The organism is Shouchella xiaoxiensis (assembly GCF_016907895.1).
GTDB lineage: Bacteria > Bacillota > Bacilli > Bacillales > Bacillaceae_D > Shouchella > Shouchella xiaoxiensis.
The window spans coordinates 42,474-57,167 of the sequence record NZ_JAFBCV010000019.1 but is presented as its reverse complement, the minus strand read 5'-3'; the positions used below and the strand labels follow the sequence as shown (position 1 = coordinate 57,167).

Genomic DNA, 14,694 nt, shown 5'->3' with positions numbered 1-14,694 from the left:
CTTTCATTGACGAGATACCTTGTATCTCTTTATTACGCTTGGCTTTTGTTCAGTTTTCAAAGAACTCGTTTGCGCCGTTCTCTCTTGGCGACTCAATTAATATACCATCTCTAAAAGAATAGGTCAACTGTTTTCCGGAAATATTTTTATAGGACTTGTTTATTTTATAAAACGTCGTCTTAATTGTCTCGATCCCCTTTCTATTATTGTTCTAAACATACTATTAAGCATATTTTTAGTAGACCTTATTATTATTCTAGTAAAAGAAGAAAAAGATGAAGCTAACTACTCGTTGATTGCCCTCCGTCCACATGCAGGACCTGACCAGTAACAAAACGTGAATCATCTGACGCTAAGTAAACATAGGTTGGAGCTAATTCAAAAGGTTGCCCCACTCGTCCATATAGATTATCACCTTGCAGTGCGTTATCATCTGCTGGAAAACTAGCCGGAATTAATGGTGTCCAAATCTTTCCTGGAGCAACAGCATTCACACGAATTCCTTTGGCTCCAACTTGCTTTGCAAGTGCACGCGTCCAGCCGACATTCGCTCCTTTAGTAGCTGTGTAATCAACTAATTGTGGTAAACCGATATACGTTACAACAGATGAAGTAGTGATAATGGAGCTACCCGCATTTAAATAGGGGATAGCTGCTCTTGTTAAATAAAAATGAGAATAAACGTTTACTTTAAATGTATGGTCAAACTGTTCATCCGTTATTTCAGTAATAGAATGCTGAGGAAACTGAACACCAACGTTATTCACCAAGATATCAATTTTTCCATATGTTTTTATCGCTTTATCTACGATTTCTTCATTCTTCTCCCTTTTACTAACATCTCCACTGATCAAAAGACAGGTTTGCCCCAATTCTTTAATTCTTCTTCTTGTTCTTTCTGCATCTTCATGCTCTTCTAAGTAGCTAATAACGCAGTGAGCGCCTTCTTTAGCAAATGCAATCGCCACAGCAGCACCAATCCCACTGTCGCCACCCGTAATGATTGCCACTTTATCTTTTAACTTCCCACTCCCTCTATATTCCGGGTTCTCAATGATTGGTCTTGGAACCATAAGTCGTTCGACTCCAGGTTGTCGTAATTGCCGTTGTTCTGGCCCCGTTAAATAAACATCTTCATAACGCGTTATCTTTCCGTAAAACGGATATAGCGGATATGGCGTTGATTTATTTTTTTCAAACCAATCTTGTAGTGGGGCTATTTCTTTTTCTAGTTCTTTCTCATTTTTATCATTCATATGAACATCGCCTCCAGTCCTCCCTTCTATTTATTAATAATCAATGGTAGATATGCATGTGACTACACGCACAGGTTGGCTACTTCGTATAGTAATAAGAAGGAGGAGATTAGCCTATGTTTACTTATTATCCACTTATTACGTTATTAGTAACAAATGAACAAGATACAGTGGACCGAATGGTTTATTTACATGATTCCTGGACAGTGCCTCAATTAAGCGTAAGACCTCCATGCTATGCGTACCCACGCTATGATTCTACCTACCCTGTCCTATAAAACGAAAAAAGCAGCTGTCCACGGACAGCTGCTTTCCCTTTTTATTCATCAGATTCTTCTTCAGTTGTTTCAGTTTCTTCAACAACATCAACGCCTTCAGTTTCAATCTCGTCTTCAAGATCTTCAACCTCGTCATCATTAATGTTCACTCGAGCAACGGTGGCAACTTCCTCGCCTTCGCGCACTCGTATTAATGTAACACCTTGCGTATTTCTTCCAGTTGTCGAGATTCCTTCGACGGTTGTCCGAATAATGACACCATTCGCCGTTACAATCATAATATCGTCTTCTTCAGCAACCATCTTCAATGATACTAGAGGGCCATTTTTTTCTGTGATATTACATGTTTTAATTCCTTTACCGCCTCGGCTTTGGACCCGGTACTCATCAAGCTCAGTTCTTTTTCCATAGCCTTTTTCCGTTACAACAAGAACTTTTTGATCTTCAACAATAACGTCCATCCCTACGACACCGTCATTATCTGAGAGCGTAATCCCTTTTACACCAGCTGCTGTACGTCCCATTAAACGGACATCTTCTTCGTTAAAACGGATCGCCATCCCTTGCTTTGTTCCAATCATAAGTTGTTTCGTTCCATCCGTTAAGCGGACACCATGAAGCAAGTCGTCTTCACGTAAATTAATCGCAAATAGCCCACCTTTTCGAATGTTAGCAAATGCCGATAGCTTTGATCGTTTAGCAATACCTTGTTCAGTCAAGAAGAACAGATACGCATCATCATCAAATTCTTCAATTGGTATAACTGTACTGATCGCTTCGCCTGGATCGATTTGCAGCAAATTAATCGCAGGAATTCCCTTAGCAGTTCTTCCAAGCTCAGGTATTTCATAGCCTTTTAAACGGTAAACTTTCCCTTTATCTGTAAAGAACAGAATTGTGTGGTGTGTATTGGTTGTAAATAAATGTTGAACAAAATCATCATCATTTGTCCCCATTCCTTGAATCCCTTTACCACCACGTCTTTGTGCACGATACGTTGAGATTGGTAATCTCTTTACATACCCATTATGAGTAATCGTAACAACAATGTTTTGACGAGGAATTAAATCCTCATCTTCTAAATGTTCCTCACTCATCGAGATGACCGTACGTCTCTCATCGTTAAACTTCTGTTTTACAACTAAAATTTCTTCTCGAATTACTTCTAGCACACGCTCTTCGCTCGCTAGAATTGCTCTAAGCTCCTTAATGCGCTCCATAATTTCTTGATACTCCTGCTCGAGCTTATCGCGTTCTAACCCTGTAAGTCGCTGCAGACGCATATCTAAAATCGCTTGAGCTTGTTCATAACTCAAGCTGAATCTTTCTATTAAACCATTGCGGGCAACTTCTGCTGTTTCAGAAGCTCTTATCAGCGCAATAATTTCATCGATATGATCTAATGCGATACGCAAACCTTCTAAAATATGAGCACGCGCTTCCGCTTTATTCAAATCAAATTGAGTTCTTCTGCGAATGACTTCAATTTGGTGACTTAAGTAATGCTCAAGCGTTTGTTTGATATTTAGAACTTCAGGCTTCCCTTTTACAAGGGCAAGCATATTAATACCAAAGCTCGTTTGTAGCGCCGTTTGCTTATATAAGTTATTTAAAATGACATTTGCATTGGCATCACGACGCAAGTCAATGACAATTCTCATCCCGTTTCGATCCGAAGAATCTCTTAACTCTGAGATCCCTTCAATTTTCTTATCACGAACAAGTTCTGCTATCTTTTCAATTAGTCGAGCCTTGTTCACTTGATAAGGCAACTCTGTTACGATAATGGACTGTTTCCCTTTATTTTCAATGATATCTGTCTTGGCGCGAACCATAATAGATCCTCGTCCAGTCGTATACGCTTTGCGGATACCTGAACGGCCAAGAATCTCTCCACCAGTTGGAAAATCTGGTCCAGGAATATACTCCATTAATTCGGGAATTGTTATTTCCGGGTTTTCAGACAAGGCAAGTAATCCATCAATTACTTCCCCTAACTGATGAGGTGGTATATTTGTTGCCATTCCAACAGCAATCCCGGAAGTACCGTTCACAAGCAAATTCGGAAAACGAGCAGGTAGAACCTTTGGCTCTCGCTCTGTTCCGTCATAGTTGTCATCAAAATCTACTGTATCTTTATTTAAATCACGCACAAGTTCCATTGAAATCTTGGACATCTTTGATTCTGTGTAACGCATTGCAGCCGCTGAGTCTCCGTCAATGGAACCGAAATTTCCGTGACCATTCACCAACATATAGCGGTAGCTAAAATCTTGAGCCATACGTACCATCGTATCGTAAACGGATGAATCCCCGTGAGGATGGTATTTACCCAGTACTTCACCCACAATACGTGCTGATTTTTTATAAGCCTTATCTGGCGTCATTCCAAGTTCAAACATAGCATACAAAATACGTCGATGAACCGGTTTCATGCCATCTCTGACGTCTGGTAACGCACGACTTACAATAACACTCATGGCATAGTCCATGAATGATTCTTTCATTTCCTCATCAATATGTCTCTCTCTTAACCTTGAAACTTCTTCTTCAGCCATTGCGTAAACCTCCACGATAGCCGGCATTCACACGCCTGACTTTTCTCTTAAATGTCCAAGTTTTTCACGTAATGTGCATTTTCTTGGATAAAGTCGCGTCTTGGTTCAACACGATCACCCATTAGAACTTCAAATATTTCATCTGCTTTTATTGCATCAGCAAGCGTAACTTGCAGCATATTACGTACATCAGGATCCATCGTTGTATCCCATAACTGAGTTGCATTCATTTCTCCGAGACCTTTGTAGCGCTGAATGCTTACTTTTGAACGGTCCTCTATTGTTTCCATATGGGCGTCAAGCTCACGATCAGCATAGACATACTTTACATTGTTCCGTCCTTGCTCAATTTTATATAACGGAGGCTGCGCGATATAGACATAACCATGTTCAATAAGCTCACGCATATATCGATAGAAAAAGGTTAGAATAAGCGTACGAATATGGGCTCCATCAACATCGGCATCGGTCATGATGACGATCTTATGGTAACGAGCCTTTTCGATGTTAAATTCTTCGCCAATACCTGTACCAATAGCCGTTATAATCATCCGAATCTCATTATTGGCTAAGATCTTATCCAGTCGTGCTTTTTCTACGTTTAAGATTTTTCCTCGTAAGGGCAAAATTGCTTGAAAATGAGGATCTCGTCCACCTTTGGCAGAACCGCCTGCTGAATCACCCTCTACGATAAACAATTCGCTTATAGATGCATCTTTAGAAGAACAATCTGTTAACTTACCTGGAAGAGAACTTACTTCAAGCGCACTTTTTCGACGTGTTAACTCCCGTGCTTTTTTAGCTGCTTCTCTTGCTCTAGAAGCCATTAGCCCTTTTTCAACGATCTTTCTCGCTACTGTCGGGTTTTCGGCAAGGAACCTTGAGAAACTTTCGGAAAAAAGTGAGTCGGTAATCGTTCTTGCTTCACTATTTCCAAGCTTTGTTTTTGTTTGCCCCTCAAATTGTGGTTCCGGAATTTTAACAGAGATAATCGCCGTTAACCCTTCCCGTACATCTTCTCCACTTAAATTCGGGTCATTTTCCTTAAACAAGCTATTTTTTCGCGCGTAATCGTTTATGACACGAGTCAATCCCGTTTTAAAACCGGATTCATGTGTTCCACCTTCGTGGGTGTTAATGTTATTCGCAAATGAGTAAATGCTGCTCGTATAACCATCATTGTACTGGACGGCTACTTCAACCGTCAGGCCTTCTTTTTCCGCCTCTACATAAATGGGTTCATCATGCAGAGCTTCTTTTGTTCGGTTTAAGTGCTTAACGAAAGAGGAGATTCCTCCTTCGTAAAAATAGGTCGCCTTTTTTCCATCAGGAGTCCGTTTATCCTCGATTAAAATCGTTAATCCCTTATTTAAAAATGCGAGTTCACGTACTCGACTAGCTAACGTGTCGTAATCAAACTCAAGCGTCTCTTTAAAAATTTCACCATCAGGTCTGAATGTAATGATTGTACCCGTTTTATCCGTCTCACCAATAATTTCTAAGTCCGACTGAGGGACACCACGAGAATACTTTTGGTGATGAATGTTTCCATCAAGGTGAACGTTGACCTCTAAATAAGTAGAAAGGGCATTAACAACTGATGCGCCTACGCCATGTAGACCACCGGAAACCTTGTAGCCACCGCCTCCGAATTTCCCACCAGCATGGAGAACCGTCAAAATAACTTCTACAGCAGGACGTCCCATCTTTTCTTGGATCCCAACAGGAATTCCTCGACCGTTGTCTTCAACAGTAATGGCATTGTCTTCTTCAATCGTTACTTTAATTGTGTCACAGTATCCAGCCATTGCTTCATCAATACTGTTGTCTACAATTTCCCATACTAAGTGGTGTAGTCCTTTTTGGCTTGTTGATCCAATATACATACCGGGACGCTTTCGAACAGCTTCAAGTCCCTCTAGTACTTGTATCTGGCTTTCATCGTATGCTTGATTTTGCTCATTTACCAACACTCTTCACCTTCTCATCAGAAATCAAATATGTTCAACTAGCAGATTCTACTCATCTAAATCATCGAGCAGATCTTCATGCGCTCTGCCAATAGAACGCTTGTACAGCGTCTGTGAGGACACTGGTGAATAATAGACTGTTTCTTCCGTTACGATGATGCTTTTCACGGTATCTTTAGAAATAATTGTGCTTGTCTTTTTATTATCTCTGTCTTTCAAAAATGCTTCTGTATGTTTAGAAAGCCCTTTTTTTTGATAAGGAAAAATACCAACAACCTGATTAGCAGGTAAAATGACTTCTCCTCCAATGTGAATATACATTCCGTTACTCCAATCGCTTAATCGCACCTTGCGTTACGTCATATATGCACGCTTCGTTTAGGACACTTTGATGAAGACCGCTAATAGATGTTGTTGTTACAAACGTTTGTACACGACTTTGAATGGTTTCAAGCAAGTGCGATTGCCTGTAATCATCTAGCTCTGAAAGCACGTCATCCAACAAAAGAATAGGGTATTCACCAATTTCAGCATAAATCAAATCGATTTCAGCTAATTTAAGCGATAACGCAGTCGTTCGCTGCTGTCCTTGTGACCCGTAACTCTGCACGTCCAGTCCATTAATTAAAAAACCTAAATCATCCCGATGAGGTCCAAACAAAGTCGTGCCTCTTCGCATTTCATCCTCTTTCTTCCGCTCATACGTTTTTTCTAACTCCATCTTTATTTTCGACATATTTTCTATGTCTGATACCTCAATAGACGGTATGTAGCTAAGTTTCAGCTTTTCCGTACCTCGACTAATGGAGTGATGGATTCGAACAGCCCAGTTTTCCAGTTTCTCAACAAACTGAGCTCGTTTTTTTATGATAAAAGTGGCTTTCTCAATCATTTGATCCGTCAATATGTCGAGCATTGCGTCAGCACTTGCTCGTTTTTTCTGCAATTCTTTTAATAAGACATTCCGTTGCTTGACTATTTTTCCGTACAGGGACAGTTCGTATAAATAAATCGGACTAATTTGTCCAAGCTCCATATCAATGAAACGCCTGCGTACTTGAGGACTGCCTTTAACCAAGTCAAGATCCTCTGGCGCAAACATGACCACATTTAAAGTACCAACATAATCACTCAGTCGCCTTTGTTCCAGACCATTAATTTTTCCCTTTTTTCCTTTTTGGGTCAAAATCAGATCTAGCTCTACCTCACCGGTACGGATATAACCCTCCACATGAATGCGAGCAAAGTCTTCATCAAATCGAATGAGTTCTTTATCTTTTGTAGTGCGATGTGATTTGGCGAGAGCAACTACATATATTGCCTCTAAAACATTCGTTTTCCCTTGCGCATTTTCTCCAATAAAAACATTAACGTTTTCACCGAAAGAAATAGATGTATTTTCATAATTTCGATAGGAAGTAAGTGCGAGTTTGTTTATGTGCATCGTTAATCCTTCTGAGCAATTTTGAACGTTCGACCATCTTCTAGATCTATGATATCGCCAGACCTTAATTTCTTTCCTCGGCGATTCTCTGATTCTGCATTAACGATTACCGTAAATTCACTTAAATACCATTTTGCCATCCCGCCCGTATCAATTACTCCGACTTCTTTTAAAAACTGACCTAGCGTTATAAATTCCGTTTCAATAACAACTTGTTCCAAACCGCACCTCACAATCGGCTACACGAAGGGAAGACAGCATATCGTTTAAGAATGCTGCCTCTAATTCGTTAGCCATATCCGTTTTTTGTGCTTCTTTTCTATTCTTCTATTGTACTAAACTGATGGGGTTCTAGCCAACCTTTTTTCGAATAAGCTTTAATACGTGCGAACTGGTGAGAACAAATGCAGGTAATGATCAGAATCAAGTGGACGAATAACAAATGGGCTCATTGCTCCAGTGAACATAATTCGGATTTCATCACTATCAATAACTTTTAAAGCATCTATGATGTTTTTTCCGTTAAACGAAATGCGTAACTCTTCTCCATCAAATTGTTCCGCATCAATTTGCTCTGTTACTTTTCCTACCTCTTGTGAAGTAGATGTTATCTCAACTTGATCGCTGCTAATTGTTTTTAAATTAATCACATTGTTCTTAGCTTCACGTGATAATAGAAGTGCGCGTTCCAGGGTCTGCAGCAGTGGCTTTGTTTTTAATACAAAGCTTGTTTTTGACTGGTTCGGAATCATGCTTGAAATAACAGGATATTTTCCTTCTAGTAACCGTGAAAAGAATAATAGATTCCCTAACTTAAAGAGAATTTGATTCTCTGTTACAACAATTTCAACAGAGTCACTTGTATCCTCTAAAATTTTGCTTAATTCTTGTAGACTCTTACCCGGAATAACCACGTTCTGAAAGTGTAGATCTTCACTTCCTTTTTCAACCTTGGCTTTACGCAATGCTAATCGATGGCTATCTGTTGCAGAACAGATTAAACCAACTTCATCCGTCTCAATGTTTACACCTGTCAACACTGGACGTGTTTCCTGAGTGGACACTGCAAAAACAGTTTGTCGAATAACATTTCGCAACATATCTTGGGGAATGCTAAAGATCAATTCTTCTTTTAATTGAGGTAGCCGAGGGTATTCATCTGGATCAAGTCCATTGAGTGTAAAAACGGAAGAACCAGAGCGGATTGTTGCAGCAAATTGGTCATGAACTTGAATATCAATTGTATCTCCTGGTAATCGTTTTACAATTTCAGAGAAATATTTTGATTGAAGAACAATACTGCCTTCTTTTTGAATCTGAACAAGTTCTTGCTCGTTTTCCACAGCAGGGATAAACGCTTCAATTGATAAATCAGAATCACTACCTGTTAACGTTAGGCCATTTTGCGAAGCAACTAGCTTGATTCCAGTTAGGATTGGAATGGTTGTTCTTGAAGATACGGCTTTGGCTACGTGTTGAACATCATGAACCATACGATTGCGATCGATAATAACATGCATAATAAGAAACTCCTTTTCATATATCTAATAAATTATGTTTTAAATTCGTAGTAATAGTAATAGGGCTTGTGAATTTGTGGATAAAACCTGAAAAAGCGTAAAGAGACAGCCTATTCACATGTGAGTAAAGTGTGGATAGGCTTGTCTGGTTTATACACAGTGTGCACACTATTGGCGCAGTTGTTCTGTGATCACTTGGATTTTTTGTTGTAATTCTTGGTCAGTCGCAAGTAATTTTGAGATTTTCTCATGCGCATGGATAACTGTCGTATGATCCCGCCCGCCAAACTCACTGCCAATCTTAGGTAAAGAGGAATCAGTCATTTCCCGTGACAAATACATCGCAATTTGACGTGGGAATGCGACAGATTTTGTTCGTTTTTTGGCTTTAAAGTCCTCCATTTTTAACTGATAATGATCGCCAACTAGTTTTTGAATATCTGTAATTGTTAATGTTTTAGGTAGTGCATTTGGAATAATGTCTTTCAGAGCCTCTGCAGCAAGATCAGCATTCATATCTTGATTAATAAGGGATGAGTACGCGACAACTCGAATAAGCGCTCCCTCTAATTCCCGAATGTTTGTATCAATTTGATTAGCTATATAAAGCATGACCTCATTTGGAATATCCAAGTTCTCTGCTTTTGCTTTTTTTCTTAAAATAGCAATTCGAGTCTCTAAATCAGGTGGTGTAATGTCCGTAATCAGACCCCATTCAAATCTAGAACGTAGTCGATCTTCAAGCGTAGGAATTTCTTTAGGTGGACGGTCACTAGAAATGACAATTTGCTTAGATTCCTCATGGAGCGCATTAAAGGTATGAAAAAATTCTTCCTGTGTTTGAATTTTTCCAGCGATAAATTGAATGTCATCAATTAAAAGAACATCAACATTCCGATATTTGTTGCGAAAATGAACGGCTTTATTGTCTCGAATGGCGTTAATGAACTCATTCGTAAATTTTTCAGATGAAAGATAAACGACTTTCGCATTTGGATTATGCTCCATCACATAGTGTCCAATCGCATGCATCAAATGTGTTTTACCTAGGCCAACGCCACCATATATAAATAGAGGATTGTATGCTCTAGCCGGTGCTTCTGCAACAGCTAATGAAGCTGCATGGGCAAAGCGGTTGCCTGACCCGATAACAAACGTATTAAATGTGTATTTATCATTAAGCATCGTGCGCGAATGATTAAGTGAATTTGCTACATTCATCTCCGCTGGAGCAGGGGCTACTTGTTCTGGTAGTGCCTCTTCTTCCTCTTCATATTGGGGAATAACAAATTTTGGAGCCAAGCGTGCTCCGGTTAGTTGTTCAATAATATCTGAAGTTAACCTAGAATAATGATCTTCAAGCCAATCGCGCGCGAACTCATTTGGCGCAGTTATAACAATTACATCATTTTGCATGGTTGTTGCCTTCGTTGCCTTTAACCATGTCTCATAACTTGGTTTACTTACTTTCTTCTTCATCTCTTCTAATACTTTGTTCCATAGATCATGAATGTTTTCCAAAAAAAAGCCCCTCCTTTTGCGACATTAAGACGTTGTACAGCGTTTGTACAACCCCTAAAATAAATATGCATACAACCGTATAATGTGAACAAACAATATTATAGTAGAAAAACGGTATAATTAACGTATAAAGAGTACTGTGGATAAAACGCTAAACAAAAAGAAGAAACCTGTCCACAACCTTACCCACAGGCTGTGGACAGGTTTCTTACGTAATTCATTGTCCACGATGGAAATCCTCCTAATCATAGCAAAATTAATTAGAAGTAGCAATGGTTTAATCTACTTATCCACAAAACGCAGTATCTAGTAGTAAGTTGTTGTCCACAACACTAGATATGTGTAAATCGTTGTCGATAAGCTGTAGATGAAGAAAGAAACGAGTCGAAAAATGTCCACAGCGTTTAAAAGGAGTAAAAAAGAGGAAGGAATGGTTATTAAAAAAGAGACTTGACAGAGCAGGTTACTTCTCTTTATAATTTTTAAGAGTGTCTGAAGAGATACAATCCTCGAAGGAGGTGGAATACATGGGTCCAACGTTCCAACCAAATAACCGTAAGCGTAAAAAGAATCACGGCTTCCGAGCTAGAATGGCTACGAAGAACGGTCGTAAAGTTCTTGCACGTCGTCGTCAAAAAGGAAGAAAAGTATTGTCTGCATAGACCACTGGTACCAGTGGTCTTTTTCAGGTATCTAGAACCATTGTAGACGAGAGGTCGTGTACAGCATGAAAAAAGAGCAACGTTTAAAAAAAAATGAAGAGTTCTCAGCTGTTTTTAAAAAAGGACATTCGATGGCCAATCGTCAGTTTGTTCTTTACATACTGCCAAAAGAGGGACAAACATCGTTTCGATTGGGATTGTCTGTATCGAAGCGAGTCGGTAATGCCGTCTGTCGCAACCGCATTAAGCGTCTAATACGAGTTGTTTTTCAAGATTTAGAAGGTCAGTTAAAAACAGATTGTGATTATGTTGTTATAGCAAGACTTCCCGCTCGTGACCTTGGGTTAAAAGAGGTTCAAAGCAGCTTAGAGCATGTTATGCGAAAGTCAAAAGCGCTTAGGCGTTCACATACACAACGGACAAAAATCATTAACCGGGAGGATGTAAGGGATTGAAAAAGATAGGTTGGCTCGTATTAATGACGAGTATGTTACTCCTATTATCCGGTTGCTTTAGTGTGAATGAGCCGATAACGTCTGAGAGTTCAGGAATTTGGAATTCTTTCTTTGTGTATCCGTTATCACAGCTTATTATTATGATCGCAACTTGGATAAGCAGTTATGGATTTGCGATAATTGTTGTAACCATATTGTTCCGTTTGCTGCTTTTACCACTTATGGTGAAGCAAACAAAAGGAATGAAGGCAATGCAACAACTTCAACCGGAAATGCAGAAGCTTAGGGAAACGTACAGTGCAAAAGATCAAAATACGCGAATGAAGTTAAATGAAGAGATGCAAAAGATGTTTGCGCAACACAAAGTAAACCCTTTTGCCGGGTGTCTTCCTATAATCATACAAATGCCGGTATTCTTGGCAATTTATCATGCCATCATGCGGACGGAAAATTTTCAAGGTGAAACGTTTGGCTGGTTCCTATTAAGTGATCCAGATCCATATTTTATCTTACCAATTCTTGCTTTTGTATTAACATTCATTCAACAACGAATGATGATGGTTCAAAACAATCCGCAGATGAAGATTCTTCTTTATTTGATGCCAATTATGATTTTAGTCATCGGTGTCTTTTTACCAGCTGCTGTTATTTTGTACTGGGTAGTAGGAAACATCTTTATGATTGCTCAAACCTACTTTATAACAGGACCAAATGCAGGAAAAAGAGGGCTTGAATCTACTCTTCCAGTTACAAATGGGACTCAAAAGGGTACACAGAAGAAAAACACGGGTACCAAAAAGAAAAAGAACAAAAATAAAAAGCGGAAATAAGAAAGGGGAAAAGCAATGGCAATTCGTACGGTACAAGGTAGAACAATTGATGAAGCTGTTCAACGGGCAATGCAAGAGTTAAATGCTCAGCAAGACCAGTTAATTTATGATGTAATAGAGCAACCTAAAAAAGGGTTTCTTGGCTTAATTGGTACAAAACCAGCAGTAATCGAAGTTCGTTTGAAACCTAGTGCTCAAGAAATTGCATCAACTTTTCTCAAAGAAACCATTACTCGCATGGGGATGGAAGTAGAATTAAGTGAAACGAAAAAAGGGAAAGACTTATCAATCGTCATTGAATGTCCAGACCAATCTAGTCAAGGGCGCTTGATTGGACGCAAAGGACAGACGCTGGATTCCTTAGAATATTTGACAAACTTAGCACTCTCTCAATCTGATACACCTGATTTTTTACGGATTCGCATAGATGTGGGTGGCTACCGCGCAAAACGTGAAGAAACGTTAAAAGAATTGGCTCTTAGAGTAAGTAAGAAGGCCAAACAATCAAAAGAGCCAATTGTTCTTGAGCCAATGCCTGCTAGAGAACGTAAAGTGATTCACACATACCTTGCAAACGTAAAAGGTGTAACGACTGAATCAAAAGGTGCTGGTCATAAGCGCCATGTCGTCATAGGGGTTAACGAATGAGGAAGCATTGTGCTTCCTTTTTTGTATGTTTAAAACAGATCGTTTTGGAAAAAAGAAGAAGCAGCTGAAGCGATAGCTTTTCCCTATCGGCTGTGCTATTCTTAATAGTTGAAGCTGTTTTTTTATGGAGGTGAAAAAGTTGGATACAATTGCAGCAATATCTACTGCGCTAGGAGAAGGCGCAATCGGAATTGTCCGGCTGAGTGGAGATCAAGCAATATCAATTGGGGATAAACTTTTTAGTGGAGCAAAACCATTAAAGGAAGTGCCATCCCATACGATTGTTTATGGTCATTTGGCTGAAGATGGCGAGGTTATTGAGGAGTCCATGGTAACCGTCATGCGTGCGCCAAAAACATACACAAGAGAAGATATTATCGAAATTAATTGTCATGGTGGATTGGTTTCGGTGAATCGTGTATTGCAAGCTGTTTTGTCTCATGGTGCTCGATTGGCTGAGCCGGGCGAATTTACGAAGAGAGCTTTTTTAAATGGAAGAATAGATTTATCGCAAGCTGAGGGTGTAATGGATTTGATTCGATCCAAAACAGATCGAGCGATGAATGTAGCGATGCGCCAAGTTGAGGGTAGGTTGTCAAATCAAATTAAAAGGTTAAGACAGGAAGTATTAGAAACTGTCGCAGCCATTGAAGTAAACATTGATTACCCAGAGTACGACGCTGAAACAATCACACAGGACATCATTAAAGAAAAAATGACGCCTGTCTTGGCTGAAGTTGAATCCCTTCTGGTGACAGCGAAACAAGGAAAAGTGCTGCGAGAAGGGTTAGCAACGGCAATCATTGGTCGACCAAATGTAGGGAAATCATCGCTTATGAACAGCCTTGTACATGAAGCAAAAGCAATTGTGACAGATATTCCTGGCACGACTCGTGATACACTAGAAGAATATGTAAATGTTAGAGGCGTACCACTTCGACTAGTCGACACGGCTGGTATCCGTGAAACAGAGGATATCGTAGAGAAGATAGGAGTCGAACGCTCTCGACAAGCGTTAAAAGATGCTGATTTAATTTTACTCGTTTTAAATAGCGCTGAACCACTTACAATAGAGGATGAGGCTTTATTTGATGCGGTTAGCGGTATGGACGTTGTTGTAATCGTTAATAAAACGGACCAGAAGAAACGGATTGATATGGAGAAGGTGCATCAATTAGCTGCAAATCGACCAGTTGTCACCACGTCTTTACTTTTTGAAGAAGGAATTGATCAACTAGAAGAAGCAATAAGTGGTCTCTTCTTTGATGGTGGAATTGAAAGTCACGATTTAACTTATGTCTCAAATGCTCGTCATATTGGTTTACTAAACCAGGCGAAGACACGAGCATTGGAAGCAATTGAAGCAACGGATATGGATGTTCCGGTTGATTTAATTCAGATTGACGTAACGCGAACATGGGAACTGCTCGGTGAAATTATTGGTGAAGATGTTCAAGACAGTTTGATTGATCAACTGTTTTCGCAGTTTTGTTTAGGAAAATAGAACACATTTGTGTGGAAAGGATGGGAGATTTATTCAGCTTATAAGAGC

Annotated in this window: 14 protein-coding genes; 6 read left to right on the top strand and 8 right to left on the bottom strand. The window is 39.6% G+C overall.

Annotated features, from left to right (window positions below):
* Positions 1 to 281 precede the first annotated feature (281 nt).
* Positions 282 to 1,256, bottom strand: coding sequence for an SDR family oxidoreductase (locus JOC54_RS20805; RefSeq protein WP_204468872.1), 975 nt, complete (start codon positions 1,254 to 1,256; stop codon positions 282 to 284).
* Between the two features lie 116 nt (positions 1,257 to 1,372).
* On the opposite strand from JOC54_RS20805, the gene JOC54_RS20800 reads away from it, so the two are divergent.
* A complete protein-coding gene (locus tag JOC54_RS20800; RefSeq protein ID WP_162831865.1) occupies positions 1,373 to 1,534 on the top strand; it encodes a hypothetical protein in 162 nt (53 codons plus the stop codon).
* Positions 1,535 to 1,575: 41 nt separating this feature from the next.
* Here the strand turns inward: JOC54_RS20800 and gyrA are convergent, their stop codons facing one another.
* The 7 genes from gyrA to dnaA form a co-directional block, all read right to left on the bottom strand.
* On the bottom strand, positions 1,576 to 4,092 hold the full coding sequence (gene gyrA / locus JOC54_RS20795; protein WP_204468869.1) for a DNA gyrase subunit A: 2,517 nt from the start codon (positions 4,090 to 4,092) through the stop codon (positions 1,576 to 1,578).
* A 47-nt stretch (positions 4,093 to 4,139) separates the two neighbouring features.
* Positions 4,140 to 6,065, bottom strand: coding sequence for a DNA topoisomerase (ATP-hydrolyzing) subunit B (gyrB, locus tag JOC54_RS20790; RefSeq protein ID WP_204468867.1), 1,926 nt, complete (start codon positions 6,063 to 6,065; stop codon positions 4,140 to 4,142).
* 45 nt (positions 6,066 to 6,110) lie between these two features.
* Positions 6,111 to 6,383 (bottom strand): extracellular matrix regulator RemB, encoded by a 273-nt coding sequence (remB, locus tag JOC54_RS20785; RefSeq protein WP_035419408.1) that lies wholly within the window; start codon positions 6,381 to 6,383, stop codon positions 6,111 to 6,113.
* Between the two features lie 4 nt (positions 6,384 to 6,387).
* Positions 6,388 to 7,506 carry a DNA replication/repair protein RecF gene (gene recF, locus JOC54_RS20780; protein ID WP_204468865.1) on the bottom strand — a complete coding sequence of 373 codons (1,119 nt, stop codon included), beginning with the start codon at positions 7,504 to 7,506 and terminating at the stop codon, positions 6,388 to 6,390.
* Positions 7,507 to 7,508: 2 nt separating this feature from the next.
* Positions 7,509 to 7,727, bottom strand: coding sequence for a S4 domain-containing protein YaaA (gene yaaA / locus JOC54_RS20775; protein WP_035419410.1), 219 nt, complete (start codon positions 7,725 to 7,727; stop codon positions 7,509 to 7,511).
* Between the two features lie 156 nt (positions 7,728 to 7,883).
* Positions 7,884 to 9,026, bottom strand: coding sequence for a DNA polymerase III subunit beta (gene dnaN / locus JOC54_RS20770; protein WP_204468861.1), 1,143 nt, complete (start codon positions 9,024 to 9,026; stop codon positions 7,884 to 7,886).
* Positions 9,027 to 9,194: 168 nt separating this feature from the next.
* A complete protein-coding gene (gene dnaA, locus JOC54_RS20765) occupies positions 9,195 to 10,547 on the bottom strand; it encodes a chromosomal replication initiator protein DnaA (protein ID WP_204468859.1) in 1,353 nt (450 codons plus the stop codon).
* A 527-nt stretch (positions 10,548 to 11,074) separates the two neighbouring features.
* Here dnaA and rpmH point away from each other — a divergent pair.
* From rpmH to mnmE, 5 genes are all read left to right on the top strand, one after another.
* The gene (gene rpmH, locus JOC54_RS20760; protein ID WP_035419413.1) at positions 11,075 to 11,209 is read left to right on the top strand and encodes a 50S ribosomal protein L34; all 135 of its coding nucleotides are present in this window, start codon (positions 11,075 to 11,077) and stop codon (positions 11,207 to 11,209) included.
* A gap of 65 nt (positions 11,210 to 11,274) precedes the next feature.
* On the top strand, positions 11,275 to 11,664 hold the full coding sequence (gene rnpA / locus JOC54_RS20755) for a ribonuclease P protein component (protein WP_204468856.1): 390 nt from the start codon (positions 11,275 to 11,277) through the stop codon (positions 11,662 to 11,664).
* A 23-nt stretch (positions 11,665 to 11,687) separates the two neighbouring features.
* Entirely contained in the window at positions 11,688 to 12,494 is an 807-nt protein-coding gene (yidC, locus tag JOC54_RS20750) for a membrane protein insertase YidC (protein ID WP_051991470.1), read from the top strand.
* Between the two features lie 15 nt (positions 12,495 to 12,509).
* Positions 12,510 to 13,142, top strand: a complete 633-nt coding sequence (gene jag / locus JOC54_RS20745) for an RNA-binding cell elongation regulator Jag/EloR (protein WP_035419415.1) — start codon at positions 12,510 to 12,512, stop codon at positions 13,140 to 13,142.
* Positions 13,143 to 13,266: 124 nt separating this feature from the next.
* Positions 13,267 to 14,646 carry a tRNA uridine-5-carboxymethylaminomethyl(34) synthesis GTPase MnmE gene (gene mnmE / locus JOC54_RS20740; RefSeq protein WP_035419417.1) on the top strand — a complete coding sequence of 460 codons (1,380 nt, stop codon included), beginning with the start codon at positions 13,267 to 13,269 and terminating at the stop codon, positions 14,644 to 14,646.
* Positions 14,647 to 14,694: the final 48 nt, after the last annotated feature.

What these genes read in the sequence shown, in the direction of transcription:
- remB (WP_035419408.1), bottom strand. Translation starts at nt 6,383, where the DNA reads ATGTATATTCACATTGGAGGAGAAGTCATTTTACCTGCTAATCAGGTT.
- mnmE (WP_035419417.1), top strand. Translation starts at nt 13,267, where the DNA reads ATGGAGGTGAAAAAGTTGGATACAATTGCAGCAATATCTACTGCGCTA.
- dnaN (WP_204468861.1), bottom strand. Translation starts at nt 9,026, where the DNA reads ATGCATGTTATTATCGATCGCAATCGTATGGTTCATGATGTTCAACAC.
- gyrA (WP_204468869.1), bottom strand. Translation starts at nt 4,092, where the DNA reads ATGGCTGAAGAAGAAGTTTCAAGGTTAAGAGAGAGACATATTGATGAG.
- recF (WP_204468865.1), bottom strand. Translation starts at nt 7,506, where the DNA reads ATGCACATAAACAAACTCGCACTTACTTCCTATCGAAATTATGAAAAT.
- JOC54_RS20805 (WP_204468872.1), bottom strand. Translation starts at nt 1,256, where the DNA reads ATGAATGATAAAAATGAGAAAGAACTAGAAAAAGAAATAGCCCCACTA.
- JOC54_RS20800 (WP_162831865.1), top strand. Translation starts at nt 1,373, where the DNA reads ATGTTTACTTATTATCCACTTATTACGTTATTAGTAACAAATGAACAA.
- rnpA (WP_204468856.1), top strand. Translation starts at nt 11,275, where the DNA reads ATGAAAAAAGAGCAACGTTTAAAAAAAAATGAAGAGTTCTCAGCTGTT.
- yidC (WP_051991470.1), top strand. Translation starts at nt 11,688, where the DNA reads ATGACGAGTATGTTACTCCTATTATCCGGTTGCTTTAGTGTGAATGAG.
- rpmH (WP_035419413.1), top strand. Translation starts at nt 11,075, where the DNA reads ATGGGTCCAACGTTCCAACCAAATAACCGTAAGCGTAAAAAGAATCAC.
- jag (WP_035419415.1), top strand. Translation starts at nt 12,510, where the DNA reads ATGGCAATTCGTACGGTACAAGGTAGAACAATTGATGAAGCTGTTCAA.